This window comes from Bacillus badius NBRC 15713 (assembly GCF_001591605.1).
GTDB lineage: Bacteria > Bacillota > Bacilli > Bacillales > Domibacillaceae > Pseudobacillus > Pseudobacillus badius.
On sequence record NZ_BCVF01000007.1, the window covers coordinates 109,394 to 136,379 of the forward strand.

The 26,986-nt window shown below is 44.3% G+C and carries 21 protein-coding genes; 8 read left to right on the forward strand and 13 right to left on the reverse strand.

Annotated elements, in window-relative coordinates; all coding sequences use genetic code 11:
- Nucleotides 1-209 precede the first annotated feature (209 nt).
- From BBA02S_RS05825 to BBA02S_RS05840, 4 genes are all read right to left on the reverse strand, one after another.
- On the reverse strand, nt 210-3,932 hold the full coding sequence (locus BBA02S_RS05825) for a non-ribosomal peptide synthetase family protein (protein WP_052477267.1): 3,723 nt from the start codon (nt 3,930-3,932) through the stop codon (nt 210-212).
- A gap of 24 nt (nt 3,933-3,956) precedes the next feature.
- On the reverse strand, nt 3,957-5,702 hold the full coding sequence (locus BBA02S_RS05830; RefSeq protein ID WP_041094741.1) for a methyl-accepting chemotaxis protein: 1,746 nt from the start codon (nt 5,700-5,702) through the stop codon (nt 3,957-3,959).
- Nucleotides 5,703-6,115: 413 nt separating this feature from the next.
- A complete protein-coding gene (locus tag BBA02S_RS05835; protein ID WP_041113463.1) occupies nt 6,116-7,588 on the reverse strand; it encodes an aldehyde dehydrogenase family protein in 1,473 nt (490 codons plus the stop codon).
- Entirely contained in the window at nt 7,589-8,764 is a 1,176-nt protein-coding gene (locus BBA02S_RS05840) for an iron-containing alcohol dehydrogenase (RefSeq protein ID WP_041094745.1), read from the reverse strand. It abuts the gene before it with no gap.
- Between the two features lie 237 nt (nt 8,765-9,001).
- On the opposite strand from BBA02S_RS05840, the gene BBA02S_RS05845 reads away from it, so the two are divergent.
- Nucleotides 9,002-10,759, forward strand: coding sequence for a sigma-54-dependent Fis family transcriptional regulator (locus BBA02S_RS05845; protein ID WP_041113462.1), 1,758 nt, complete (start codon nt 9,002-9,004; stop codon nt 10,757-10,759).
- Between the two features lie 311 nt (nt 10,760-11,070).
- Nucleotides 11,071-13,572 carry a bifunctional lysylphosphatidylglycerol flippase/synthetase MprF gene (gene mprF, locus BBA02S_RS05850; RefSeq protein WP_231557163.1) on the forward strand — a complete coding sequence of 834 codons (2,502 nt, stop codon included), beginning with the start codon at nt 11,071-11,073 and terminating at the stop codon, nt 13,570-13,572.
- Nucleotides 13,573-13,691: 119 nt separating this feature from the next.
- Here mprF and BBA02S_RS05855 read toward each other — a convergent pair whose 3' ends face one another.
- The 3 genes from BBA02S_RS05855 to BBA02S_RS05865 are packed head-to-tail and all read right to left on the reverse strand — an operon-like array spanning nt 13,692 to nt 16,052.
- Complete coding sequence (locus BBA02S_RS05855) at nt 13,692-14,345, reverse strand: TetR/AcrR family transcriptional regulator (RefSeq protein ID WP_041113460.1); 654 nt, start codon at nt 14,343-14,345, stop codon at nt 13,692-13,694.
- A gap of 22 nt (nt 14,346-14,367) precedes the next feature.
- On the reverse strand, nt 14,368-15,165 hold the full coding sequence (locus BBA02S_RS05860; protein WP_041094753.1) for an ABC transporter permease subunit: 798 nt from the start codon (nt 15,163-15,165) through the stop codon (nt 14,368-14,370).
- Nucleotides 15,166-15,176: 11 nt separating this feature from the next.
- The gene (locus BBA02S_RS05865; RefSeq protein ID WP_041094755.1) at nt 15,177-16,052 is read right to left on the reverse strand and encodes an ABC transporter ATP-binding protein; all 876 of its coding nucleotides are present in this window, start codon (nt 16,050-16,052) and stop codon (nt 15,177-15,179) included.
- Between the two features lie 208 nt (nt 16,053-16,260).
- Between BBA02S_RS05865 and BBA02S_RS05870 the strand changes: the two genes are divergently transcribed.
- The 4 genes from BBA02S_RS05870 (at nt 16,261) to BBA02S_RS05885 (ending at nt 19,977) form a co-directional block, all read left to right on the forward strand.
- On the forward strand, nt 16,261-16,935 hold the full coding sequence (locus BBA02S_RS05870; RefSeq protein ID WP_041094757.1) for a response regulator transcription factor: 675 nt from the start codon (nt 16,261-16,263) through the stop codon (nt 16,933-16,935).
- Nucleotides 16,936-16,937: 2 nt separating this feature from the next.
- Nucleotides 16,938-18,347 (forward strand): sensor histidine kinase, encoded by a 1,410-nt coding sequence (locus BBA02S_RS05875; RefSeq protein WP_231557162.1) that lies wholly within the window; start codon nt 16,938-16,940, stop codon nt 18,345-18,347.
- A gap of 211 nt (nt 18,348-18,558) precedes the next feature.
- The gene (locus BBA02S_RS05880; RefSeq protein ID WP_041094759.1) at nt 18,559-19,128 is read left to right on the forward strand and encodes an SCO family protein; all 570 of its coding nucleotides are present in this window, start codon (nt 18,559-18,561) and stop codon (nt 19,126-19,128) included.
- 45 nt (nt 19,129-19,173) lie between these two features.
- The gene (locus tag BBA02S_RS05885; RefSeq protein WP_041113459.1) at nt 19,174-19,977 is read left to right on the forward strand and encodes a FixH family protein; all 804 of its coding nucleotides are present in this window, start codon (nt 19,174-19,176) and stop codon (nt 19,975-19,977) included.
- Nucleotides 19,978-20,052: 75 nt separating this feature from the next.
- Here BBA02S_RS05885 and BBA02S_RS05890 read toward each other — a convergent pair whose 3' ends face one another.
- The 5 genes from BBA02S_RS05890 to BBA02S_RS05910 form a co-directional block, all read right to left on the reverse strand.
- Entirely contained in the window at nt 20,053-20,718 is a 666-nt protein-coding gene (locus BBA02S_RS05890) for an ABC transporter ATP-binding protein (protein WP_041113458.1), read from the reverse strand.
- Entirely contained in the window at nt 20,715-22,361 is a 1,647-nt protein-coding gene (locus BBA02S_RS05895) for an ABC transporter permease (protein WP_231557161.1), read from the reverse strand. Before BBA02S_RS05895 ends, BBA02S_RS05890 begins: the two co-directional genes overlap by 4 nt.
- A gap of 2 nt (nt 22,362-22,363) precedes the next feature.
- A complete protein-coding gene (locus BBA02S_RS05900) occupies nt 22,364-23,440 on the reverse strand; it encodes a Fe(3+) ABC transporter substrate-binding protein (RefSeq protein WP_041113457.1) in 1,077 nt (358 codons plus the stop codon).
- A gap of 220 nt (nt 23,441-23,660) precedes the next feature.
- Entirely contained in the window at nt 23,661-24,275 is a 615-nt protein-coding gene (locus tag BBA02S_RS05905; protein WP_041094769.1) for a PH domain-containing protein, read from the reverse strand.
- A 132-nt stretch (nt 24,276-24,407) separates the two neighbouring features.
- Nucleotides 24,408-24,812, reverse strand: a complete 405-nt coding sequence (locus BBA02S_RS05910; protein ID WP_041113456.1) for a PH domain-containing protein — start codon at nt 24,810-24,812, stop codon at nt 24,408-24,410.
- 155 nt (nt 24,813-24,967) lie between these two features.
- Here BBA02S_RS05910 and BBA02S_RS05915 point away from each other — a divergent pair, with 155 nt between their 5' ends.
- Together BBA02S_RS05915 and BBA02S_RS05920 are read left to right on the forward strand one after the other, a co-directional pair.
- Nucleotides 24,968-25,516, forward strand: coding sequence for a PadR family transcriptional regulator (locus tag BBA02S_RS05915; protein WP_041113455.1), 549 nt, complete (start codon nt 24,968-24,970; stop codon nt 25,514-25,516).
- A 12-nt stretch (nt 25,517-25,528) separates the two neighbouring features.
- The gene (locus BBA02S_RS05920; RefSeq protein WP_041113454.1) at nt 25,529-26,008 is read left to right on the forward strand and encodes a DUF4188 domain-containing protein; all 480 of its coding nucleotides are present in this window, start codon (nt 25,529-25,531) and stop codon (nt 26,006-26,008) included.
- Nucleotides 26,009-26,152: 144 nt separating this feature from the next.
- Here the strand turns inward: BBA02S_RS05920 and BBA02S_RS05925 are convergent, their stop codons facing one another.
- Nucleotides 26,153-26,593 (reverse strand): GNAT family N-acetyltransferase, encoded by a 441-nt coding sequence (locus BBA02S_RS05925; RefSeq protein ID WP_041094777.1) that lies wholly within the window; start codon nt 26,591-26,593, stop codon nt 26,153-26,155.
- Between the last annotated feature and the right edge of the window lie 393 nt (nt 26,594-26,986).

Consider the following 26,986-nt stretch of genomic DNA (forward strand, 5'->3'; position numbering starts at 1 on the left):
TGGCTCCTCACAAATGTTTTTATTTATAGACTCCGAGAAATTTACGGCGGGAACGCTTCCCGCGGTCAAACACCAAGCCGCTCTTCTTAACAGGAGCGATTAAAAATAAAAACGCTTGTTTTTATAGCACTTGCCTGCAATGAGCAAGCAAGAGAGCAGCTAAAAAAACAAACGTTTGCCAATTGTATAATCCTTCTCTTTACTATCTGTTACGGCTGCGGAAAATAACCAATCTCCGTGGCATAGGAGATCATTTTGGCGAAAAACTCTTCATCTATTTTCGGACAGCTGACATTCGTCTTTTGCAGCAGCTGCTTCGTCTCCGGACAAGTATAGCGATAAGGAGAATCCTTGGCGCCATCTCCTTCCAGCTGGGCAATGGTCAGCTGCAGAATTTCAGGATCGATATCAGGATCGCCAAACAGCCACTTTTCGTATGCTTCAGGCTCTTTCAGCTTGATGTCATATCCGCACGTTCTCAAATGCTTGATCATATCTGAATAATGGATCTGCGCTTGATTACAAATATGAAGCACCCGCCCGGCGGATTCCTCCTGCAGCGCTAAAGCAACAATACTCTCACTTGCATAATCTATAGGTGTATAATCTACATGCCAATCTACTTTTGGGGCAGCTTTTAAAGCCAGCATCGTTTTCAGCATCCGGTAGTAAGCGTTGCTGTCGATGTTCTTTTGGAACCTTCCTGTCCGTGAATGGCAAGTTAAATTGCCGGCACGGTAAATCGTTACCGGAATATTTGCGTCAACAGCTGCTCTAAACAACAGCTTTTCTGATTCAAGTTTGCTATTTACATATACATTCGTTAAGGAAGCATTCAGCCAGTCCTCCATGCTTGCCATTGCATCCCACTTTCCTTCTAATGCAAGGTCCTCAGGAATACCAAGAGTAGAAATATAGTGGAAACGCAAACCCTTCCGTTTTTCGGCAAACTTAAGAAGAGACTCTGTGCTTTGCTTATTCACCTTCGAAAAATGATCCGTTTCCCCGAAGTGCCTAACATCCGCCCCACAGTGAATAATGCTGTCGATCTGCTTTTCTATAAGGTGTTGATCGTCTTTAGAGAGCCCAAGATCTTCCTTCTCTAAATCTCCGACTATCACCTTGACACGTTGGCCGGCTTCCATTTCTATCTCTGTGCCAAAGTAATGGGCAAGTACATTCCATAGCCGGCTCTTTGCCTGCTCGGAGGATTCTCCGCGTACTAAGCAGTAGACATCCGCTTTCGTTTGGCGCAGCAGCTGCTCTAAAATATGAGAGCCTAAGTAGCCCGTTGCTCCAGTCAGCAATATATGATGGGCAGCCAGCAAATGCTCCGGCTCCTTATTTCCAATATTTATTGGTTTTTCTGGCAAATCAATGACCTCATGAACAGCCGCTGTTTTTTCTGTATTTGCTGCAGCAGCAGACAACTCCAGCGCCCGCGCCGCCAGTTCAGCAACTGTCGGGTACATAAAAAAGTCATTAATTTTGAGCTGAGGATATGCAGGCTTTAACAATACAAGCGTTTCCAGGATCTTCAGCGAGTGGCCGCCAATTTCAAAGAAGTTATCATAAATGTCGACAGCAGGCAGCTTGAGCGAGGTCTTCCATGCTTCAGCAATCACGCTTTCTGTTTCTGTCCGCGGCAAATTCTTCACAACCGGGTGCTCCTGCTTAATGAGTTCATAAGCCGCAAGCGTCCGGCGGTCAATTTTTCCTGAAGGTGAAACAGGCATTTCTTCAACGTACTGAATGTAAGCTGGGACCATATATTTAGGGAGCTTCTCTAGCAGAAAATTCCGCACCTCTAATGAAGAAAGCTCCTCTCCTGCTACACTCGTATAAAAAGCGGCAAGAACATTGAGCCCCTCTTCATCAACTTTTGGGATAACTGCCGCATCTTTGACCTGTTCATGGCTTGTTAGCGCATCCTCTACCTCTCCAATTTCAATGCGGTGTCCCCTAATCTTTATTTGCGAATCTTTTCGGCTGACATATTCGATTTCTCCCGATGGAAGCAGCCGCGCCACATCCCCGGACCGGTAAAGCACAGAGCTGAAACGGTCATGAAACAAATTTGGAATAAACGCTGCCTTTGTCTTATCCGGCTGATTTAAGTATCCGCGGGCAACCCCTGCCGAACTGATCAGCAGCTCGCCCGGCACCCCAATCGGGCACAATTGATCTGCCTCGTTGACAACGTACACCGCATGATTATCAAGCGGATGCCCGATCGGTACAGTAGGAGTAGCGAGCATTCCTTCATTTACTTTATAAAAAGTGGCCATCACCGTACATTCTGTCGGTCCGTACATGTTGTAAATATCGATGTGGCGGCCAAATTTCTTGCGGAAAGCGAAGGCGGTTTCCATGATTAACGCTTCACCGCCAACGGTTATTTGGCGAATGTTTTTAAACTTTCTAACCCCTTCTTCAGAAAGCTTTGCTACCAATTCGTTAAAGAAAATAGTCGGCAAAATGGCGATCGATGTCACTTCTTCTTTTTCAACAGCTTCCGCAAAGGCTTCTACCGACATTCTCTCCTCATCGGAAAGCAAGTAGAGCCGTGCACCGTTAAAGAGTGCGCTAAACGTGTCATAAATAGAGGCATCAAAGCTATAAGGCGCAAATTGGCAAAGAACATCCTTGTGAGTAAAGCTCATTTCTTTGGTCGACCAATTAATTAAATTGATCACTCCCTTATGACGAATCAGCGTGCCTTTAGGGCGGCCGGTAGACCCTGATGTATAAATCACATAAGCCAGCTGGTCAGCTGTTACCTGTTGATCAACCGGGCTGCAAGAATACTCTGCATAATCTCTCTCTGAGAAAATACAATATGCTTTATCTTGCGGCACAAGCTTTCTAAATGCGTCCATATATGCAGAGTCCACTAAGGCCAGCTGCGAATGAGTGTCCTTGATAATATAGCTGTTGCGCTCAACCGGATGGTCGGGATCAAGCGGCACATAAGCCCCGCCCGCCTTCAGCACGCCAAGTATGGAAATGATGGTTCCGATGCTTCGTTTCATGAAGATAGGAACAAGCTCCTCTTCAGCCAAGCCTTTTTCCAGAAGCATATGGGCCACCTGATTGGAACGTTGCTCAAGCTCTGCATAAGTGATGCTGTGCCCATGAGAAGACACGGCCATTTGGTTTGGAAAGCGCTCAGCTGCTGCCGAAACTAGTTGATGTATAGCTGCTGTTTCTTGGAAGGAAGCCGCTGTTTCATTTAAACGCTTATACATCTCTTTTTCCTCAGCCGTAATAATGGGAATAGAGTTAAACGGAACCTCTAAATGATCAGCTCTACTCATATAGGCAACAATCTGCTCAAAATAGGCTGAAAAACGCGCAATTGTTTCCGGCAGGAAAAGGGCTGCATTGTACTCAATCACCAGCGACAGTCCTGTGCCATCTGTAAAAAGCTGAAACGCTAAATCGGACGGTTCTGCTCCAGGTTGGTTTCCGAAAGAAAAGGTGGTGCTATACCCTGTTCCTTCTTCTTTCTTCAGCAGCTCCTTCCAATTAAAACGGCTATGGGCAGCGGCGCCTTTCACTTTTTGATTAACTTGCTTCAAAACGTCCATAACCGTTCGGCAATCTGTAAAACCGGCTCTTATCGGAACAACACTTTCCTGATCCGCTGCTATTCCCAGCATGATTTCTTCTTCATTGGTGAGTCTGTGAAGGAGAAGAAGATAGGCAGAGATAAAAAACGGACGGAAACTAGCCTGTTTTTGCTCTAGTGCGTCAAACACCTCTTGAACGGAGCATGCTTTCAACTGTACGGTCAGTGTCTGAAAATCCGCTTCACTTGCCGCATGCTTTTGCTTATCTACCGGCAAATGTAAAGGCGGCAGCGGGCTGGTCAGTTCTTTTTCCCAATAATCTTTTGATGTAAATTGCGAAGAGAGCATTGTTTGGGCCATTCGTTCATACCTCCACGATTATCATTAAATTTTAAAGATAGAAATAGACTGCTGCAGCTTTTGGAAAAGCTTGTTCATCTCCTCAGCATCTTCAGCAATAAGACTCATGTTTCCTTTTTGCGCTTCCGTCATTCCGCTAATGCCGGCTGACGTTTCTGTGTTGCTTTTAGCAATGCCGCTTAGCTGTTCAATGACAGCAGCCACTTCTTCGGACTCGGCAGCAATTTGCTGGGTAGAAGCTGAAATCTCCTGGACCTGGCCGCTTACCTTGCGAATATCAGTCATAATGCCGGCAAATATATCGGTTAATTCGCTGCTGCTGTTCACGCTGGTGGAAACAGTCTGTACACCGATGGAGATCGAAGAAACAGCTTTATCTACTTCATTTTGAATAATGGAAATTAAACCTTTAATTTGTTCAGCGGATTCACGTGATTGCTCTGCAAGCTTGCGAACTTCATCAGCAACGACCGCAAAGCCTTTTCCATGCTCGCCAGCCCGCGCCGCTTCAATCGCTGCATTCAAAGCAAGCAAATTCGTCTGCTCGGCAATCTCACTGATTAAATTAACAATGCCGGAAATCTCCGCGGACTTTTCATTCAGTTCCTGAAGAGCTTGAGATGAGTTGCCTACAGATTTTTCTGCTGAGTTCATTTGTGAAATAATGTCGCTCACTGCCTTGTTTCCTGTCTTCGCGCGAGTTTCCAGTTCTCCCGCCTTGCTGCTGACGTCTGATGAATAATCAGCAATCGTTGTAATACCTGACACAATTTCATTAATAGAAGACGAACTGTCAAAGGTAGCCTTCTCTTGATTTTTCATTTGCTCTGACATTTGCTGCAATTCAGAAACGACAAAGTTATAATGCTCGCTTCCTTCCTTAACAGCAGCGGAAAGCTTTTCGGAATAGTCCGCATTGCGCTCATACGCTTCTTTGATTGCATAAATAATTTGTCCCATGGCAGTAACCATTTCATTAAATTTCTTGTTTAACTGCCCTATTTCATCGTCGCCTTCTTTTAAGGAAATCTCAAAGCTGCCATCCCTGAATGTCTCGATTCCCTTGCCTAATTCCTTAAGAGGAGCAATAGATTTTCGGACAAGGTAAAATTGCACGGTTAACAAAATGGCCAGAATGACAAGTAAAGCGATTGAGCAATAAACGAGCAAGTCGCGTTTGCCCTTCGCCACAATGCTGGCATCAATATCAATGCCGTAGTAAGCAGTGATTTCTCCTTGATCATTTTTAAATGGCTTTAGAACTGTCATCCATGTTCCATAGTTATCGCTGTAAACCTTTGTATACACAATTTCCCCGGTTGACAGCATTTCAGCAACAGCTTCACTAATCACTTTCGGCTGTTCATATAAATCTCCTAAAACCATGCCGTCCTCCTTGAATGCCTCCAGCACGTGAGAAGGCATTGAAATAATGGACGTTTTGTTGCCCCCTTCTAGTTCAGTACCGAATATATAAGCTTGAGCCACTTGCGGGTTATTTTCAGACACAGTATCAAAATAACTGCGAAGCTCCTTATGAAGGGCCGAATCTTCCTCTTTATCCGCTGCTGCATCCATAATTTCTTGATCGTTGAGCTTATCAGACGTACGCTCTAAAATTTTCTCTGCTTGACTGTGAACTTGCTTCTCAAGCACCTGGCCTTGGATCACATAGCCGCAGCCAATCAGTGCCAAGCCGACTAAAATAATGTTTAACATTGATGATGCCAATATTCTTGCTAAAAAGCTTTTTCGAAGTAATTTAAACATTGTCCTTCTCCATTCCTGTTGTATGTAGATCCAGAGATAAGTGAAACCATCCATATAACATGTGCTTTTTGAAATTCCCTCAGAATAGCGAGGCGTCAAAGCTTCGCTTGCTCTATTCACGCCTCTTATCTATCCACCCCTTCAAATCTAGGACTTAAGTCATTTTAAAAGAATAAAAAACCGGTTTTTTGTGAAATTAGTATCTTTTACCCAGGACATATTCTAGCAAACATTTGACAAATTTCAACAATCTTCCCTGAAACCACAACTAATTACCCACAAAAAAAAGCAGGATAAACCAAGCTTTGAATAGCTCGATTTATCCTGCTTTATCCGTAAATCTATTCTTTCTGAAACCTCTGTATTATGGCGGAAAGAGAACGGTCTTGGCTACAAGCGAGAAACCGGATCATTTAAACGCCGTACCAGTTCAATCCTTCCTTGCCGAGATCTACCCACACGTGCTTTGTTTCTGTATACATATCCATCGCCTGAACACCGAGTTCGCGGCCGAATCCGCTTTGCTTCGTGCCGCCAAATGGCGCCGTGCTGTCGAGCATGCTGAACGTGTTCACATATACAGTTCCGGCCTTGAGCCCGCGGGCCATTCGGTGCGCCCGCTTCAAATCATTCGTCCAAACCCCGGATGCCAGTCCGTAAAGAGTGTCATTAGCTTTTTTCAAGGCATCTTCCTCATCTTTAAAGCGAATGACAGAAACGACCGGTCCAAAAATCTCCTCTTGAGCAATCGTCATCTGGTTGGTCACATTTTCAAAGATTGTCGGCGTATAATAGTAGCCGCCGCCAGCATCTTTAAATCGTTCTCCTCCTGTTGCCAGCTGGGCCCCTTGCTCAAGGCCGGCAGCAACGTAATGTTCAATCCTCTGCAGCTGCTGCTCGGATACTTGCGGGCCCATTTGCGTGGATGACTCAAGCGGATTGCCGACACGGATGCTTTGCACCTTCCGCACATATTCACTCATAAATTTATCGTATACACTCTCTTGGACAAACAAACGGGAACCGGCGGCGCATACTTGTCCCTGCGCAAAGTATATTCCGAACATAGAGCCATTTACGGCATCTTCAATGTTAGCATCTTCAAACACAATATTCGGTGACTTGCCGCCAAGTTCAAGACTGACCGGCTTCAAATTTTGACTGGCGGCCTGCATAATCAGTCGTCCGGTTGCCGTGGAGCCTGTGAACGCGATTTTATCTACTTGCGGATGAGCAGAAAGGGCGGCCCCTGCATCTGCTCCGAAGCCCGGCACCACATTGATTACGCCGTCCGGAATGCCAGCTTCCTGAAAGAGCTTCACCATTTCCAAAATGCTGACTGGTGTTTGCTCGGCCGGCTTAATCACGATCGTATTCCCGGCAGCAAGAGCTGGAGCAAGCTTCCACATTGTCAGCATTAGCGGAAAATTCCATGGCACAATTGCCCCGATTACACCGAGCGGTTCTTTCAATGTATAATTAAAGCGATTAGCTGGAGAAGCCAGCGTTTCCCCCTGCACTTTGTTTGCTAATCCCGCATAAAACTCCAGGACATCAATCGTAGCCGGCATCGCGATGAAGCTTGTCTCATTGATTGGCAGTCCGTTATCCTCCGATTCAATCGCTGCCAGTCTATCTGCGTTTTCCCAAAGCAGCTGAGCGGCTTTATAAAGAAGGCGTCCCCGATCTCCAGGAGCCATCTCTGCCCAGGGACCGGATTCAAAGGCCCGGCGTGCCGCTTGAACAGCCAGGTCGATATCCGCCTTTCCCCCTTCCGCTACAACAGCATGCACTTCACCCGTGCCCGGATTCACTGATTCAAATGTTTTGCCTGATACACTGTCTGTCCACTTTCCATCAATAAAAAGCTGATATACTTTCGTCATTTATACCCCCGCCTTCTTTGTTGAATAAGCCAGTTCTAACAGCTTTACTACCTCTTGTTCCGTTACATCTCTGGGGTTCACCATAATGCTGATCTCTTCGTTTAAGGTGGCTTCCGCCAGTTGTTCAAACTGTTCACGCTTCACGCCGGCCTCTTCCAGCGAAGGAATATTAATGCTTTGTGATAGCTCTCTCACGGCTGCCACCGCTTGATCAGCTGCTTCTTTATCAGATAAGCCCTCGACTGAAATTCCCATGGCTTGAGCGATATCTCTGAAGCGCTTTTGTACTTTCTCATCCCGCGCGTTGTATTCCATCACATCAGGAAGCATACACGCATTGGCCACGCCGTGGGGCAGACCGCAATATACGCTCAGCGGATGGGCAATCGCATGAACAAGTCCCAGAAGCGCTGAATTAAAGGCATAGGCCGCCATCATGCTGCCAAGCAGCATATTTGTCCGGGCCTCGATATTGCTGCCGTTTTTATAAGCTTCTGCTAAATTTTTATAGATAAGCTCCACCGCTTTTAACGCATTCACATCGCTTGGCACTGATGCCAGCTTGGAAACATAAGATTCAATGGCATGCGTAAGAGCATCCATGCCAGTCGCTGCTGTGACGGCGGGCGGAAGTCCAATCGTTAAATCCGGGTCAACTAAGGCTACATCCGCCCCGCAATGACGGCCGCCAATCACCATCTTCTTTTCTCCCGCCGTGTCTGTAATGACGCTGACAGCTGTTACTTCGCTTCCAGTTCCAGCTGTTGTCGGAATCGCGATTAATGGCTTTGTCGGATTTTTGACGAGGTTCAAGCCTTCATATTGATGAATAGGGCCCGGATTTGTTATTAACACGTTAATTGCTTTTGCCGCATCAATCGGGCTTCCCCCGCCGACAGCCACGATAGCCTCCACCTGTTCCTTTACAGCTAACTCAGCCCCCTCCTCTAAAATCGTGTCCGGCGGGTTCGGTACGACATTAGCAAACTCGACAACTTCTATCTTCTTTGCCTTTAAATATGTAATTACCTGGCCAACAATCCCTGCTTGCTTGACACCTTGATCGTATACGCATAGTACCTTCTTTGCATTGAACTCCTCCAGCACTTCCCCGACTTTCTTCACGCTTCCCCGTCCAAAAGTGACGTGGCTTGGAATACCAAATTGAAACTCCATTCTTCTCTCCCCTTTCACCCTTTTGCTATTTAGCTAGCAACTTTTATGCCAACAATAAGCTCCTGCTGCTGTCAGCACTCGGGGTGCCCGGCTTTCCGTATTGTCCTGAAACGTGACACATTAACTGTCCCAAAATAGAACACTGTCACATTTTGGCACAAGAAGTTTATTTATGCCGTCATTTATAGTATAATTGTTAGAAAATTCACTACTTTAATGCGAGGCGGGACTCGAAAGATGATTAGAAATGCGCTGAACGATAAGCAAACATGGCTAAAACATTCTTGGAGACGCTGTCAGGAGCTTGGGTTTGACCGGAACGGACAACCGGTCTTTTATAAGGCAGAGGGACATTCATTAAAACAGTTGCTGGAGAAAAATGAACGGCTTATTGACGCCTCAAAAGCCGTATTTCAGAGGTTGGATAAATTTTTGAAGAACTATCATTACCGGGCCGATTTACTGGATCATGAGGGATATATCCTCCATTCTTATGGAGGAACAGGCCAAGCAGATTTTTTAAATGAGGAGGCTTTGGCAATTGGCACTTGTTGGGGGGAGAACTTTCGCGGCACTAATGCCGTCAGCTTCAGCATTGAACATAAAGTGCCGGTCAGTATTCACGGGAATGAACATTTCTTTCAAGAGAACCACGTATTAACCTGTTCAGCAAGCCCAATTTTCGATGAGTCCGGCCAAGTGGCGGCAATCGTCAACTTCAGCTCGCGCAGCACAAATATACAAGATCATGCGTTAATTATGTCTATGCTGGCTGCTGAAGCGATCGAGCATCGGCTGCTGACAGAGCATATCAAAGCAGAAAACAAATGGCTTATTCGGGAAACAGAAGCCTTGAGGAGCTGCCACTCTAAAGGAGTCATTACCATCAATGAAGACAACCGTATTATTTACGCCAACACGGAAGCAAAAAAACTGTTAGGCCTGGATTGTGTCGGAACCATTTTCTCTTCTTTTCAAGAGGGAACAGTCCATGCAACAATCAGCGGACCGTCAAAAAGCACTCACATTATTCAATCGCAATCCTCTGTCCGCAAGCCTTATACCTTCGACCGGATGATTGCCTCCTGCCCAAAGATTAAGCAGGCGGTGCATCTTTCCCAAAAGGCGGCTCATACGGACTTTTCGCTTTTCATTCATGGAGAAAGCGGAACAGGCAAAGAATTGTTTGCCCAGTCTATTCACAAAGCAAGCAAGCGATCGGACAAGCCATTTATCGCTGTCAATTGCAGCGCTTTAGCAGAACATTTAATTGAGAGCGAGCTTTTCGGCTATAAAAAAGGCGCTTTTACAGGAGCAGACAGTGCCGGAAGCCTGGGGAAATTCCGGGCGGCTGATGGAGGAACGATCTTTTTAGATGAAATTGGCGATATGCCTTTGCCAGCGCAAAGTGCTCTTCTTCGTGTGCTGGAGGAGCGGGAAGTTATGCCTGTTGGCGATCATCGAACATACCCTGTTGATGTACGCCTGATTGCCGCTACTCACCGCAACTTGCTTGAAGAAATTGAAAAAGGCACCTTCCGGGCGGACCTCTACTATCGCTTAAATGAAATTGTCTTATCTATTCCGCCGCTCAGAGAACGCGGAGACTTGCTTCAACTGGCCCGCCACTTCCTCTTCACGCTCTCCGGCCATGCGCAGCAATTTACCTCCGAAGCGGAAAACAAGCTCCTTAGCTACCATTGGCCGGGCAACATCCGGGAATTAAAGAACGTAGTGACACAAGCAAGCTTTCTTGCTGATGGCCGCTGGCTCGATATTCAGCATATAAAGCTCCCGCCGCAGGAGCAGCAAATAGCCGCTTCTGCTTCTTCAAGCCCTCTACCGGCTGCTCATACATTAGAAGACGCGGAAAAACTGCTGATTGAACAGTCGTTAAGAGCAAGCCGCCATAACATTTCACAAACGGCCAAACAGCTTGGCATATCTCGAAATACGCTTTACCGAAAATTAAAGCGGTATCAGTTGATCCCCTAAGCAGCAAATCTGAGCAAAATCGTTTGCTCAGATTTGCCCTCTTTCTATCAATTGCGGGCATCCGCTTCTCCAGCGGATTCTTCCCTTCCATTGCTGAGCCCTTCTTTTTTTGCCTAAAGCGTTGTTCATTAATTCCTCTATATGTAAAATATGATTATTGCCGGGCAAAAGAGTGGTTTGAAGAGAAAAGGCTGCGGCTACACTGAGAAAGCAGGCTTTCTTTATTTACGTATTTAGAATGTTGACTACCAATCAGCAAAAGAAACTAGGTGTAACACATGCTGTCTTTTAACAGAGAAAAACTTTTCCAGATGATAAAAATTATTTTCCCTATCACTTTGTTTATACTTGCGGCCGTAGAAATTAAGCAATTTTCCAACGGCTTGGACAGGAACTTAATCCAGACAGAAATAGAGCACTTGCACCCGATGGAACTGCTGCTTACTTTAATTGTGCCCCTGTGCGGCGTCTTTCCGATGTTTTTTTACGATGTCATTTTAGTTCGCGTACTCGCTATCAAGGTACAGCCGAAAAAACTGATAAAGCAGTCCTTTATCACCAATTCCTTTTCTAATTTAATTGGATTTGGCGGACTGGTCGGAGTGATGCTCAGGACGTACTTTTATAATGATTACAGACCCGATAAACGAAGACTGCTGACGGCTATTACGTCTGTTTCCTTGTTTTATCTTACCGGTATTTCTTTATTCGCCTGGATCATCCCTGTCGCTTATAAACATTTCTCTCTGGTTGCAAATACAAAGTGGCTGCTCTTAGCTGTACTGGCAGTCGGACTGTATCTTCCTGTCTTTGCTTTGGTCTATGTATATCAAAATAGAAAAGGCAAGCAAGCATTGATCGATTGGCGCACAGCCGCCGTTCTTTTGCTTATTTCCTTGCTGGAATGGATAGCAGCTTTCTCGGTGATTTGGATATTAAGCATGGTATTGAACGTTCCGCTTCCTTTTCATGAACTTGTTCCTATTTTTATTGTAGCTTCCTGTGCCGGGATAGCGAGCATGATTCCCGGCGGTCTTGGCTCGTTTGATTTAGTGTTCATTTGGGGCACGCAACATTTAAATATAGCAGATGAAAAAGTGCTCATCATGCTGCTCTTTTACCGGGCAGGTTATTTTTTGCTTCCGTTTTTGCTGGCTGCTTCCTTATTTATTAAAGAATATTGGAACAAATGGAATCAATCCTGGGACAGCCTGCCAAATGCTATTGTGCAAAAGGTCAGCCATGTTTTATTGACGATTCTCATATTTGCTTCCGGGCTTATTTTGCTTTTATCAGCGGCCGTACCAGGGATATTGGAGAGAGTCAAAGTGGCTCATGAATTTTTATCCTTTCCTATCATGAATCTCTCCCATCAGCTTTCAGTAGCAGCCGGGTTTATGCTGCTCGGCTTGTCACGGGGGATTAATTACAATGTAAAGCGGGCTTATCAGCTTGGATTGGTCGTACTTGGATTTGCTGCCCTATTTTCACTGTTCAAAGGCATTGATTACGAGGAAGCCGCCTTTATGGTGGTTGTGGCTCTTCTTCTGAAAGCTTCTCAAGGAAGCTTTTACAGGGAAAGCTATGTATTAACTTGGGGAAAGGCTCTCTTTGACCTGACGCTGTTTTCAGCGATTACCTGCATATATTTGCTGATTGGCTATTTGAACTTGCCGTCAGCAAAGCTGAATGTTCCAAAAGCGTTGGCCCCCTATGTTATTACCAGCTACACCGATTTATTCTTCAGTGCAGCCATCGGCCTAGTCATCGCCTTTTTTATATTCGCTGTCGGCTATCTCATCCGCAAGCCGAAACAGTGGCTGCTTGAAAGACCAGAAAATCAGGAGGCAAGAATTCTTAACCATCTCAATCAATACAAAGGGAATGTCTTGGCCCATCTCATTTTCCTGCAGGACAAATACGTCTATTGGAACAAAGAAAGAACGGTCCTGTTCTCTTACCAGACCTATGCCGATAAACTAGTCATACTTGGCAATCCAATTGGAAAGAAGGCAGACTTTCCGGCTGCTATTGAGGAATTTATGAGGGCGGCCGATCTGTACGGCTATACGCTTGCTTTCTATGAAGTAAGTGATGAAATGCTTCCTTCTCTTCATGAGTACGGCTATGACTTTTTTAAACTCGGGGAAGAAGCCACAGTTGATTTGATCAGCTTTTCTTTATCAGGAAAAAGAAGAAAAGGAGAAAGAGCAGTTAAAAACAAGTTTGAGCGCGAGCACTATCGCTTTGACGTGATAGCTCCTCCCTTTCAACCAGAGTTGATGAACGAATTGCACGAGGTTTCACAGCAATGGCTGCAAGGAAGAGAGGAAAAAGGCTTCTCTCTGGGTTTTTTTGATGAACACTATCTCAATAAATCAAAAGTAGCCGTCGTTGAAACTGCTAATGGGCAAATCATTGGCTTTGCCAGCCTGATGCCGGTATACGATGGCGGGCAAACAGTTTCTGTAGATTTAATGAGGTTTAAGCCGGATGCCCCGCCTGGCACGATGGACTTTATCATTCTTTCGCTATTTGAATGGTCGAAAGAACAAGGCTATTCCTTCTTTCATCTAGGTATGGCTCCACTGTCTAATGTCGGAACCTCCAGGTTTTCATTTTTAAGCGAAAAAATTGCTGCTCAAATATTTTTGCACGGTCAATTCTTTTACCAATTCCAAGGCTTAAGAAGGTTCAAAGAAAAATACGCCGACTTATGGGAAGCTAAATATCTTGCTTACCGCAAAAAGTCCTCTTTGCCTTTTACCATGGCGCAAATTACTTTTTTAATTAGCAAGAAAAGAAAAGCCTGATCAAAACGGACCGGTCCAAAAGGTGATGAAACGTCACTTTTTGAGCCGGTCCGTTTTTCTTTTCGAGGCTGACCTCTATTTTAGCAGGCGCTTTTCTCAGGAATCGCCGCTTTTCATTGTCACTCATATACGCCATGCTCAACAATCTCAAGATAATCGCCGAGCTCTTTCATGAACAGGCCGGGATCTTCCAAAAAATCATACTGCTTATTTTGCTGCAGCAGCTGGTATTTAGCCGACATCTGTTCCACAACGAAAGCGGTCATTTGAATGACCCGTTCTTTTGTCATCCCGGGACGAAGCTTCTTTTCAACAATCAGTTCAGCCGGATACAAGCGGTTTTGGATAAACTCAGCTCCGTATTCAGCTGATTGCTGCTGAAGCAGCTCCTCTATTTCTGCTGCAACCGCCTTGGGCGGATGCAGGAAAACATCCATAAGAAATTGCGCCTCCTGCTTATAAGGAGAAAGCGCCTGCTGCTTCAGCAGGACCGCCTCTTTAATCCGTTCAAAGAAATCATTGGATTGTATATGATCAATGACGGCAAGCGTTTTCTCTGTTAAGCGTTCGCTGACATAAGAAACAAGATATAAATAGAGGTTTTTTTTGCTTTTAAAATAGTGAAAGAGCAGTCCCTTAGAAATACCGGCACGGCTCGTAATCACGTCAGTTGATGTTTTTTCATAGCCGTTTTTGGCAAATTCTTCGATCGCTACTTGCAAAATGAACTCTTTCTTTGCCTGAGGCTGTTTTTCAAAAGCTTCATACAACATTACACACCTCGAACTTTCTTTATTAAACAGAAATGTCTTTTCTTTTATATACCCAAAATGCCGCAAAAAAGCAAAGAGAGCAAACCGCTAACATCACCAAAACAGATAACGGATCCAGCTGCTTTTCGTTTACGATGGCAGCCGCATCTGCATAATAAAACGGACTGGCATACTTTAGCGCCTCAATTTTCTCGGATAGGCTTGACATCATATTGAAAAAGTAAGCGATGATGACGACCGCAATAGAAATAGCTAATGTATTTCTTGTTTTCCTCATGATTGCTGACAGTAAATAAGCAAGGGCAGCAAACGTAAGATGAAGCAAGAACGCGCCGATAGTGAGGAAAGCAAATATTTTATATGGCACATCATAGCCTTTCGCAAATTGAAAACCAATCAGGCTGGCCCCTGCAGCCGCGGCATTCAGGATGAAAAGATTGAGAATCACAACGGCTGCCTTTTGAGCAACAATTTCAGTTCTTGATACCGGCTTTGCCAGCAAAAACTCAATCGTCTTTTCGCTCTCTTCCTTGGCCAGCATATTCGACGCGAGAATAGCCGCATAGATACTGCCAAGGAGTGTCGTCATCATATATACCTCTACTCCGTAAAATCCTATCAGGGTGCCAAGGCTTAGCTCGTTCATCTTAAACATATCCTTCATAGAATCCGGGTAGGCCGCAAATAATTGATCCATGCTCTCCTGCTGCTCCGCAAATTGAGGAAAAATGCTTAACAGCCAAATAATCAGCCCTGCCAGGATCAAGCTCCAAACCAGTAAAGATTTGCGGCTGCGCTTCCACTCTCTTCGTATGATCATCAGTCTCCACCTCAGCTTTCATAATAATGCATAAACACTTCTTCCAATGACGGCTCTTCTATTAATACATCCTTTAACGGCAAACCGCTCAGCTCCTTTAAAAGCAGCTGAATGTCTCCGCTGTAAAGGATTTTTAGTTCACTTGCTTTTGCTTCACAGCTGATGATGCCCGCCAATTCGATGGATACACTCTCAGCTCCATCCACCACAACAGTAATATTCTTTACTTTATTTTTCGTCAGGCTTTCAATCGTTTCCACTTTCATAAGCTGTCCTTCCTTGATGATAGCCACCCGATCACATAGTTTTTGGACCTCGCTTAAAATGTGGGAGGAAAAAAACACCGTAGCCCCCCGCTTTTGCTCTTCATGCAGCAAATCAAAAAAATGATGCTGCATTAATGGATCAAGCCCGCTGGTCGGCTCATCCAGGATGATCAGATCAGGCTCATGCAGAAGCGCCTGGACGATGCCCGTCTTTTTGCGGTTGCCAAAAGAAAGATCTTCAATCTTCCGGTCCAAATGCAGATCGAGCCGGGAAGCCAGTTGTTTCAAGCGCTCTTCTTTAAAGCTCTTATGAAAACGCCCCGAATAAGTTAATAAATCAATGACTCTCATATCATCATAATAGTGGACCTCTGACGGCAAATAACCGACACGCTCTCTGATTTCCTTTGATTCTCTTACAATATCCTTGCCGAAAATGGAGGCGCTGCCGCTTGTAGGGTAAATAAAATTCAATAACGTGCGGATTGTCGTGCTCTTTCCGGCACCATTTGGCCCAATGAAGCCAAAAATTTCCCCCTCTTCAATCGAAAACGATACATCTGCAATCCCCCGGTTACGTCTATAAGATTTGGTTAGCTGGTGAAGCTCAACAATCTCCATTCCCTCTCCTCCTTTTATTCGGACGGATCAAAATTGACTCATTAGTCAATATCAGTTTAATATCTATTGACTGACTGGTCAATGAACTTTTTAAATTTTCCATGCTTTGTGCATAAAATTTCATGATTTCCCCTCATTGTTTACACCAAAACTTCACAAATAATGGCTACAATAAGAAGAAAAGAGGGAACGAAAGCGAGGAATATTTATGAACGGATTAAAAGTTATGATCATAGATGATGAAGAAGCAATGAGGCAGCTTGTATCCACATTTTTAGAAAAAGAAGGGTACACAGTCATTCAAGCAGCAAATGGCATGGAGGCACTGTCGGCTATTGACCAGCAAATGCCCGACTTATTAATTGTCGATGTCATGATGCCTTACATGGATGGCTATGCTTTCACAAAAGAGGTTAAAAGAAAATATGATCTGCCGCTTATTTTTTTGTCTGCTAAAGGAGAAGAATGGGATAAGATCCATGGTTTAAAGCTTGGAGGAGATGATTATATCGTCAAGCCGTTCCATCCGGGTGAATTGCTGGCAAGAATAGAATCTGTCTTAAGAAGAGCCAATCCTTCATCGCGGCCAACAGACCGCTATACAATCGGGCCGCTTGCCCTCGATGCCAACGCCTACAAAGCGACAGTCAACGGCAAGGCCCTTTCGCTTACATTAAAAGAATACGAGCTGCTCGTGCGGCTGGCGCAAAACCCTGGAAAAGTGTTTTCAAGAGAGCAGCTGCTTCAACTAGTCTGGGGAGAGGATTATAATGGCAGTGAAAGAACGGTAGATACACATGTGAAAACGCTGCGGCTAAAGTTAAAAGACCAGGCGTCACTCATTCAAACCGTCTGGGGAGTCGGCTATAAATTTGAGGTGTGATAGTGAAAAAGAATTTTACATTAAGCCAAAAAGTGCTCTTGCTTATTTTATCCTGCATCGTCTTTACGATTGTCTTTTCTTTTTTCTTTTTGCACTTTTTATACAAAGATCTATACTTGAAGAGCATTAGGGAATCTGTGATTTACCAGGGAGAACGAACGGCTTCCCACTATCATTACGGCACCTTGAGCAAGGAAATCATTGAAAAGATCCATTGGTATAACATCGTATCAGAATATGAAATCATCGTCGTTGATAATTTGGATGAGCTTTCTACTTACTTCCCTTACAAAGTCGACTACAAAGCGCTTGTCAATCAGCATGACCGCAAACAGCTGGAGCAGGGCAAGTATGTTATGAAGGAAGGCTATGTCAAAGAGTTCGAGCGTGAAATTATCGGAGCGGTCTTTCCGATCATGGGCGAAACAGGCTTGATCGGCTTCGTCTATATTTATGTGCCGCTGGCAGCTCTGCAGGAAGTGTTTCAAGGCAGCCTGCCTATCTTAATTTTAACCGGCTCCCTGTTTTTCCTTTTGCTGGTGCTTGTTGTCAACCGTATCCGGCAGTCGCTGTTTCAGCCGCTTACGGAAATTCAGCAGTTTTCTCAAGAGGTTTCCAAAGGCAATTATTCCAGCCGGCTCCCGGTCCGGGGCAACGATGAAATCGGCCAGCTGGCGCGGGCGTTTAATAAAATGAGCTCGTCATTGGAAGAGCAGGATATTCGAAAAAAAGAATTTCTATCAAACGTTGTTCATGAACTGAGAACACCTTTAACGTATATTAGCGGCTACGCCCAAGCTCTCAAACAGCAAATTTATTCTTCTCCTGAAGAAGCCCAGCAATACTTGAACACCATTGACAAAGAAACGGACCGGCTCAAAAAGCTGATTCATGACCTTGTTGATTTGGATCACCTTCAGGAGACGATGTATATGCTTAATAAAGAGCCGATTGCCGTCGCCCAGCTGCTACTGGATACACTTCAGCTGTTTGACATTCACATTGGTGAAAAGAAGCTGCGAACAGAAGTAAACTTTCAAGAAGACCTGATCATTGACGGCGACTCTAAACGGATTCAGCAAGTCATGTACAATGTGATCGACAATGCCATTAAATATTCTTGTGAGGGCGGCTTGCTGGGCATTCACTTAACAGCAGAAAATAACGAGATGGTTCTTCAAGTCACGAACCAGGGAATCGGCATCCAGGAAGCAGATCTTGAACGGATTGGCGAACGGTTTTTCCGGACGGATAAAGCAAGGAGCCGTGCGACCGGCGGCACCGGTCTGGGCCTTTCCATCGTGAAGGAAATTATCAGGCTGCACGGCGGCACTTTTTCTATCCGCAGCGAGACACCAGAAGAAACGGCTGTTACGATTCGGCTGCCGTTGCTCGCTGATCCTGCTGTTTAAAAATCGCTACAGATTCCTCACACAAACTTCACAATTATTGTTTATGCTGTAGGAACGCAAACCGCCTTTATCGTTTATGTTGAATCTAAGTAAAACGCTGAAGCCTCTGTCAGTGCAAGAGGATGAGCACCAAGTTACAGAGAAAGCGGATGTTCATCAACAGCCCGCCTTCTCTTGATGACGAATGATATAACCGAAAGAAGGGGACAGCATGAAAAAAACATGGCTGCTTGCGCTAAGCATAGCGCTGATTATTCTTTCAGCTTGCGGCCTGACTGAGCCGAAACCTTATCAAATGAAGCCATTTACTTTTACTGATCACAACAACAAAGCCTTTGGCAGCAAGGAGCTGAAAGGGAAAGTCTGGGTCGCCAATTTTATTTTCACTAGCTGCGACACCGTTTGTCCGCCGATGACGGCCAATATGGCTGAATTGCAAAAGCGCCTAAAGGACGAAAATCTTCCGGCAGAGCTTGTTTCTTTTAGCGTGGACCCGGCTGTAGATACACCGGAAAAGCTGAAAAAGTATATGGCTGCCTTTACAAAAGATGATTCAAACTGGCACATGCTCACCGGCTACACGCAAGAACAAATCGAAACGTTTGGAAGGGAAGAATTCCAAACGTTGATTCAAAAGCCGGAATCATCTGATCAGGTTATTCATAACACTAATTTTTACTTAGTGGATCAGAACGGAGAAATTGTGAATGAGTACAGCTTTAATTTAAACTCTCACAGCGAGGATATCATCAAAGACGTGAAAAAAGCCTTGTCACAATAAACGAGGGGCTTTCACACAAAGACACATCGAATCGGAGGAATTACTATGCGAAAATTATTTTGGACGATCACCTTTGTTCTTGCTCTGGCAGCTTTAGCCGCATGCAGCAATGAGACAACAAAAGAAGCGGAAGAGCCTAAAAAGTCACTGCAGCCGCTCAAAGCTGAACTTGATATTCCCGACACGATTGCTGTGAACGAAAAGGTTCAGTTGAAAGCAGCTGTGTCTCAGGGTGATGAGAAAGTAGCCGATGCCAGGAAAGTACAATTTGAAATATGGGAAGAAGACAAAAAAGAAGACAGCCAGATGATTAAAGCTGAAAACAATAAAGACGGCACATACACAGCCGAAACTACTTTTGACCGTGATGGTTTATTTACCGTCCAAGTGCATGTAGACGCACGCGACCTTCATACGATGCCATTAAAGAAGGTGACGGTTGGAAAAGGCGCTGCTGAGGGCCAGCAAGCGGCTCATGAAGAGTATGCGGCGGATGAGCATAGCCATGGCGAAAAACCAAAGGATGAGCACGGCCACGGAGAACATGCTAAAGGATTTTCCATGCATTTTGCGAAACCAGAGCATGTAAAGGCAAACGCCGATACATCACTGACTGTTCACTTGCAAATGGATGAGTCGCCCCTGGAAAAAGCGCAAGTCCGCTATGAAATTTGGAACGCCAAAACCAAGGACAAGCACGCTTGGGCTGATGCGAAAGAAGCGAAGCCAGGCGAATATACAGGCTCCTATACGTTCCCTGATGCCGGCGAATTTACTGTCGTAGTCCATGTGGAAAATGAAGATGGCTTACATGAACATGAAGAACATCAACTGGCCGTTGCCAAATAATCTAAGAGACCGCAAAAAGCCGTTCTTTCACTGACTGCAAGTCGATGAAAGAACGGCTTTTCTTAATCTGTTTCTTTAGTGCGATTCATCCTCTTTTTGTCTTTGTCCCATTGTAATGCGGCGGTCACAAATCGCCTCCACATCTGCCTGATCATGCGTGACCACCATGCAGGTCATGTTCGCTTTCTTTAAAATCACGCATAAATCCGCGCGAATTTCCGCTTTTAAGTCGGCATCCAAGTTACTGAACGGCTCATCCATCAGCAAAACATTCGGCTTCGGCGCAAGTGCCCGCGCCAAAGCGATCCGCTGTTGCTGGCCGCCGCTCAATTCATGGGGATACCGCTCAGAAAATTTATCCATTTTCACCAGTTCCAGCATTTCAGCAATCCGCGGCTCTCTCTCCCGGCGCGGAAGCCGGGATAATCCGAACATAATATTTTCTTTGACTGTCATGTGCGGGAATAGTGCATAGTCTTGAAATACCATCCCTACTCCCCTGTTTTCTGGCTGAACAAATAGTTTATCTGTCACTACCGGCTTTTCTGCAATATAAATTGAACCTTGCCACGGCATCTCCAATCCGGCAATTAAACGAAGCAGCGTGCTTTTTCCGCTGCCGCTCGGGCCGACGATCCCGACAATTTCATCTTTCTGAATTGTCATGGATACGTCATTAATAACCGGCTCCCCCGCAGAAGAAAAAGAAAAAACTAGATTTCTGATATCGACAATTTTCATTCTTTCACCTTCTTATTTACCATTTGCAGAACAATGATCGACAAGGCGCTGATCGCAATAATAATCAGCGACGAAATGGATGCTTCATGAATCCGCTCATCTTTAGCAAATTGGTATGTCTTTGTTGACAATGTTTCAAAGTTAAACGGCCGCAGCAGCAGCGCCAGCGGCAGCTCCTTGCATATTTCCACGAAGGTTAAGATAAACCCGCTGAAAATAGCCCCTTTGAGCAGCGGCAATTCTACCTTGAAAAATGTTTTCGTGACACCGCTGCCAAGCATCCGCGAGGCCTCTGCGTACTTGATGCCGATTTTCTCATAACCGACCTCTACTGCATTATAGCCGGTTGCCATAAAGCGAATCACATAGCCGGTGATCAACATGACAATAGATAAACTCAAGATTAACGGAGCATCCGCCATCCCCATCATTTCATATAACGGGGCAAGCCATTGATCAAGGCCGATAAATATCGCAAGCACTCCAATGGCAATAATAGCGCCGGGAATAGAGTACCCTGTCGTCACCCATTTCGCTAAGAAATAAGTAAAGGCGGATGGCTTGCGGCAGACGTTTGCCACGATAACCGCCAAAATCATGACGAGCATGGTTGAAATCAAGGCAACGTAAAGCGTCTGATACAGCAATGTAGAGAACGTAGCATTCCATACTGTATCAAATGTCAGTACAGCCCAGGCAATTAACTGGATAAACGGAATGAAAAATCCGGCCAAAAACACAGCTGTACAGTAAACAAAAGCGGCAGCGGCCCCGGCTCCTTTCAGCTTCATAGCGGCAAGCGGCCTTGACTTCGCCGGCAAATGGTAGCGCTGGCGACGCCTTAACAAGCGTTCAATAATGAACAAGCCAACGACAATGAGCATCAGCCAAGCAGCCAGTCTCATCGCTGTCTGCACATCATACATGCCAAACCATGTTTGAAAAATCGCTGTCGTGATCGTATGAATGCCAAAATAACTTGTGACCCCATAGTCGCTCAGCACTTCATAAATAACAAGAACGACCCCGCTTATAACTGCCGGCCGGGCAAGGGGAAGCACGACCTTCCAAAAAATAAAAAACGGTTTTCTTCCAAGCAGCCTGGCATTTTCAAAAAACGAAGCACTTTGATTCTCTAAAAAAGATTTGGTAATTAAAAATACGTACGGATATAAAAAGAGAGTAAAAATAAAGATGGCTCCGCGCAAAGAGGAAATGTTCAGCCACTCCGGATTGATTTGGTAGCCAAATTCATTTCGCAGCGTTGCTTGCACCACTCCCGTATAGCTGAGCATAGTCCTGTAGGTGTAAGCAGCAATATAAGGCGGAATCGCCAGCGGCAAAATTAATCCCCAGCGAAAAAAACGCTTGAACGGAAAGTCATAGGCCGTTACAAGCCAAGCCAGCGTCACCCCTAAAATCGCCGTCAGCACCCCTGTTGAAATCACTAAAATGAATGTTTCTTTTACATATGTCCCCAGCAAGTACTCGCGGATATGAAACCAGTTTTCGTTCGGCTTCAAAAATAAAGAGGAGAAAACAAAGAGAATGGGCAACAGTATGACTGTCGCCCCAATTAGACTGATTGCCCACCAACCGTTAAATTCTTTACGAATTGAACGTCTTATCAGCTTTCGTTTCACTTTTATTTCCAGCCTACTTTATTAAAGATCTCAATCGCTTTTTGGTTGTATTCGCCAAGCTTTTCAAAGTTTAAATCCTGCATTTTAAAGTCACCCCATGATTGAAGCAGCTCTGGCTTCTCCGCTTTTTCATTTACTGGGAATTCATAGTTGTTCGCTGACAAAAATTCTTGTGCTTCTTGATCAGTCACATACTCAATCAATTTAGTTGCGTTATTTGGGTGCTTGCTGTGCTTCGTTAAGCCGATTCCGCTAATATTGACGTGGGTGCCGTTTGTTTCTTGGTTCGGGAAGAACACACCAAGCCCTTCTGCTACTTTCACTTCTTCTGGATCTTCTGAATTAGCCAATAATCCAACGTAGTAGGTATTCATAATCGCTACGTCACCAACACCGGCTGCAATCGCCTTCGCTTGGTCACGGTCACCGCCGTCAGGCTGGCGGGCAAAGTTTTTCACAATGCCGGATGCCCACTTTTCAGCTTCTTTTTCACCATTTAATTCAATGAAAGAAGCAAGCAGCGACTGGTTGTACATATTTGTAGAAGAACGAGCTAGTACTTTTCCTTTCCACTTATCGCTCGTTAAATCTTCATACGTTGATAACTCTTCCGGCTTAACTCTGTCTTTTGAGTAGACGATCACACGCGCTCTTGTAGACATGCCGACCCAATTGTTATCTTGATCGCGGAATTTTTCTGGAACGTTCTTTTCAACCGTTTCAGATTCAACCGGCTGCAAAATGCCTGTTTTCTTGGCATTGGAAAGAACGCCGCCGTCCACTGTCACGAATAAATCAGCTTCCGTGCTTTTTCCTTCACGCTTTAAACGTTCGATCAGCTCTTCCGCTTCTCCTTTTACCACATTTACTTTGATGCCTGTCTCTTCTGTAAATTTCTTGAACACTTCATCATCGGCTTCATAATGACGAGCTGTATAGACATTTACCACTTTTTCTTCCTGCTTTTTCGGTGCTGCTTTTTCTGGCTCCGCTTCTTTCTCGTTAGCTCCGCATCCAGCAAGACCGAGCGCAAGCACAGCGCTTGCCAGCATTGGTTTAAATAATTTTCTCATATTCATACATTCCTGCCTTTTCTATTTATTTCCTGATAATGATAATTGTTATCATTTCGCTGATTTCATTCTATTGTCTTTTTAACAAAAGGTCAATGGAAATTTCGGAATAATTATTTAACAAATATTTGAACGCTCTATCTAAAGGCTCCTTCTGTCTGATCAAGCCCCCTGTTAGCGCCGCCTCAATAAAAAAACCCATCGCAACGATGGGCTATCCAGTTTGTTAATTGTTAATATATTTTTCAAATACTTCGCCAAAGTCTTTTACATGATACTGCTCTCGAACGGATGTCATCCATGTAAAGCCAAAGTCTGTCAGTTCGCGATATGTATTTCCCAGTTGCTTTTCATCCGTGCGCGAGTTTTGTAAAATGTGGACCGCTTTATCAAGACTTTGGGAGGCCATATCGATGTAAACGCTGTTTTCATAAGTGATTTCCGCAATGCGAAGCAATGCCTTATATAAATCTTTCAATTGCTCTATCTGGTCTTTTCTGACATCAATATCAAACATTTGGCTGCCTAGCTGAAATTTAATTTCTACATCCATATCGATTTTCCCGGCTGTCTCCAATACAACATTAGCAATCTTGTATTGGGCATAAGGATAACGCTTTAATGTCCTTTTAGACGATACCGCACTTTCTCCATCCACATGGATCAGCGCAAGGTTCGTAAAGCAATATTCATCTGCCTTCGTTTTAATTAAAAAATAAATTTTCTCATCGTCTTCATGCATTACATAATCATCAGCGTCCGCCTTATCATAATCTGCCGGCGAAATAATTGTTCCGATATCCGATAGTCCGAGCGCATCAGCTGCTATTTTTTTGAACATTTTCTTATCCTCCCCGCAAAAGCGTGTGTATTAAATCAATTCTCCCTAATTTTAACAAGAGCCTGCCAGTAAGAAAACTGTTTTTTTCCAAAAAATGAGCGGTCTCTTTCCTTGATCAGATTCTCTTTTTATTCAATCTAAAGCTGTTTCTATTGGCGGATGAATACTTTTTAAGACAGAAACAAACTGCTCTTGATCCTTTGGCGAAATGAGGGCCAATTCAAAATCAGCGCCATAAATAATTTCAAGGCGGTTAATGGATAACGCGGGAGCGGCTAATGGATTTTTGGTTTTTGTCACTTTTCTAATCTCTTTAATAAAGATTTTCTTCTTGATCGGACCATTTTTAATAATCAGCCAATCATCGCAGAGGTAATAGCCTGTCGCAAACCAGCTCCAAGCGAGCCAAACAGCTAGAGGAAGTGTGAAAATCAGCACCTTATGATCTTCTTCAATAAACAGAGAGCTGACACAACCTCCTATCAATAGCCAGTAAAGAATGGAGAGCCACCAATCTTTACTGGAAGGAAAGTACATAAAATCCCCCTCTCTTCACTGGATATACGTGACGAAGGGCGGCTAAGTTGCGGAAAACCGGCAATAAACAGCTTTTTTCAGAAAATTGCTTTTTTCTCTTTTATTTTATATTATATATCTAAATGATATATAACAAAATGATATAAGGAGATAACATGAGAAAAGAAAATCACACAAAGCACGCCATACTTGGCTTGCTGACAACCGGCTGCCATTCCGGGTATTCAATTAAACAAATGATGGATAGAAGCTTAAATCACTTTTGGAAAGTCAGCTACGGGCAAATTTACCCGACGCTGAAGCAGCTTGTTGATGAAGAGCTGGCAACGGTAGAAGAGACGGCACAGGAAAAGAAGCCTGACAAAAAAGAATATTTTATCACACCTAAAGGAAAAAAAGCCCTCCAGCAGTGGGTGCAAGCACCTATCCAGGAAATCCCTGCTGAAAAAAATGAGTGGTTATTAAAGTTGTTCTTCAGCCAGCCTGAAGACCGCGAAAGCCTTTTATCCCATCTCTCCACTTATTCGCAAAAGCTTCATGAGCGCTTTCAAGCCTATGAAGCGATTGAACAGATGATCGAAAGCAATTATGCCGATAAGCAAGAAGCCCAATTTTGGCTGATGACATTGGATTATGGACAACGGACCACACGGGCTGCTATCGAATGGTGCGAGTGCACAATAGAGAAAATTGACCAACTATAAGGAGGAAGTTCGATGTTTCAAAACAAAGTATTCTCCGGACGTTATACAGCAGAGTCAGAGGATGAGATTGTCATTTTCATAATCGGCATGCGCATAAACAAATGGCGGGCCGTCCACAAATGGATGCCGGTGTTTAAAGCGATGCCGCCAATGATTCGCGAGCTCTATACAAACAAAGATCTGGGATTTTTATCCATGGAATCCTTTTTTGGATTGCGGACAACTTTAATGGTGCAATATTGGCGCTCCCTTGATGAGTTATTAGCCTATGCGAAGGAACAAACTCACCTGACTGCCTGGAAAAACTTTAATCAACTCGCTGGAGATAACGAGGCTGTGGGAATTTATCATGAAACCTATATTGTGCCTAAGGGCAAATATGAATGCATTTATGGAAATATGCCCATCTACGGATTAGCACGCGCTACAGGCCACAAGCCCATTGCACCGGCATTGAGCTCTGCCCGCCAGCGGCTGCAGGAAAAGGTCTGATTTCGCTTCATTGTGAAAGACCTCTTCTGCCCTTAGACACTTTTTCTGCACTTCAAAAAGGATGTCCTGAAAGCAAGTTGTAGACTTTTAGGACATCCTTATAAAAGTATTTGTTAAATGATGCTGATTACGCTCTTCCTCATTCTAACAAAAACTATATTTTGCTAAGATTTCTCCCCAGGGAGCCATACCTGTTTCTTGAAAGCCCACACTTGCGTATAGCTTTCTTCCTCGCTCGTTGTTCGGCTCATACCCCAGCCATATGACATCAGTGCGATCATCTCTGCTCTCGATATCTTGAATGACCAGCTTCATTGCACGCTTGCCATATCCATGGCCTTGAAATTGCCCATCAATCATAAATCTATATATCCAATAGTTTCCATCATCAGGATCTATCCCGTACATTGCGAATCCGATCAATGTTTCTCCGTAATAAATGGCCCTTAATTTAAATTGCGGAAGAAATTTACTCTCGGCAATTGAATACAGATTTGAGACAATAAATCCTTGCTGTTCTTGCTTAGGCTGCAGCTTGATACAAGCTTCCCAATTGCTCCGATCAATCGGTTTTAAACTAATCAAATTCCGGATTCCTCCTCTTGTAGCAGAGAAATCCGCTGTACCGGATTCTCTACTAAATTAACCTGTCCTTACCAACAAAGTCACTTGCCATTTTTATATACATCCCACATCACTCCTTACAAGATGGATTATCAAAAATAAACTGCACAATAATAATGAGCAAAAAATCTGCTCTCCATTTGCACTATATATTAGTTCGATAAACTCAAATAAACACCTTCTGCATCCATCAAAAACAGCCAATTTATTTTTATATTAAAGCGTATTAAGAAATTAAAGCATCTGATGAAAACAAACTAACCCCACTCTTTTCCGTCCATTTCTTGAAGTACTGAAGCAGTTGATCTTATTCTTTTCATCGTGTTTTTCAAAACACTCTGTTGATTGGAATGG

What these genes read in the sequence shown, in the direction of transcription:
- BBA02S_RS05835 (WP_041113463.1), bottom strand. Translation starts at nt 7,588, where the DNA reads ATGACGAAAGTATATCAGCTTTTTATTGATGGAAAGTGGACAGACAGT.
- BBA02S_RS05830 (WP_041094741.1), bottom strand. Translation starts at nt 5,702, where the DNA reads ATGTTTAAATTACTTCGAAAAAGCTTTTTAGCAAGAATATTGGCATCA.
- BBA02S_RS05910 (WP_041113456.1), bottom strand. Translation starts at nt 24,812, where the DNA reads ATGTACTTTCCTTCCAGTAAAGATTGGTGGCTCTCCATTCTTTACTGG.
- BBA02S_RS05855 (WP_041113460.1), bottom strand. Translation starts at nt 14,345, where the DNA reads ATGTTGTATGAAGCTTTTGAAAAACAGCCTCAGGCAAAGAAAGAGTTC.
- BBA02S_RS05825 (WP_052477267.1), bottom strand. Translation starts at nt 3,932, where the DNA reads ATGGCCCAAACAATGCTCTCTTCGCAATTTACATCAAAAGATTATTGG.
- BBA02S_RS05920 (WP_041113454.1), top strand. Translation starts at nt 25,529, where the DNA reads ATGTTTCAAAACAAAGTATTCTCCGGACGTTATACAGCAGAGTCAGAG.
- BBA02S_RS05840 (WP_041094745.1), bottom strand. Translation starts at nt 8,764, where the DNA reads ATGGAGTTTCAATTTGGTATTCCAAGCCACGTCACTTTTGGACGGGGA.
- BBA02S_RS05870 (WP_041094757.1), top strand. Translation starts at nt 16,261, where the DNA reads ATGAACGGATTAAAAGTTATGATCATAGATGATGAAGAAGCAATGAGG.
- BBA02S_RS05890 (WP_041113458.1), bottom strand. Translation starts at nt 20,718, where the DNA reads ATGAAAATTGTCGATATCAGAAATCTAGTTTTTTCTTTTTCTTCTGCG.
- BBA02S_RS05900 (WP_041113457.1), bottom strand. Translation starts at nt 23,440, where the DNA reads ATGAATATGAGAAAATTATTTAAACCAATGCTGGCAAGCGCTGTGCTT.
- BBA02S_RS05880 (WP_041094759.1), top strand. Translation starts at nt 18,559, where the DNA reads ATGAAAAAAACATGGCTGCTTGCGCTAAGCATAGCGCTGATTATTCTT.
- BBA02S_RS05865 (WP_041094755.1), bottom strand. Translation starts at nt 16,052, where the DNA reads ATGGAGATTGTTGAGCTTCACCAGCTAACCAAATCTTATAGACGTAAC.
- BBA02S_RS05885 (WP_041113459.1), top strand. Translation starts at nt 19,174, where the DNA reads ATGCGAAAATTATTTTGGACGATCACCTTTGTTCTTGCTCTGGCAGCT.
- BBA02S_RS05845 (WP_041113462.1), top strand. Translation starts at nt 9,002, where the DNA reads ATGATTAGAAATGCGCTGAACGATAAGCAAACATGGCTAAAACATTCT.
- BBA02S_RS05860 (WP_041094753.1), bottom strand. Translation starts at nt 15,165, where the DNA reads ATGATCATACGAAGAGAGTGGAAGCGCAGCCGCAAATCTTTACTGGTT.
- mprF (WP_231557163.1), top strand. Translation starts at nt 11,071, where the DNA reads ATGATAAAAATTATTTTCCCTATCACTTTGTTTATACTTGCGGCCGTA.
- BBA02S_RS05915 (WP_041113455.1), top strand. Translation starts at nt 24,968, where the DNA reads ATGAGAAAAGAAAATCACACAAAGCACGCCATACTTGGCTTGCTGACA.
- BBA02S_RS05905 (WP_041094769.1), bottom strand. Translation starts at nt 24,275, where the DNA reads ATGTTCAAAAAAATAGCAGCTGATGCGCTCGGACTATCGGATATCGGA.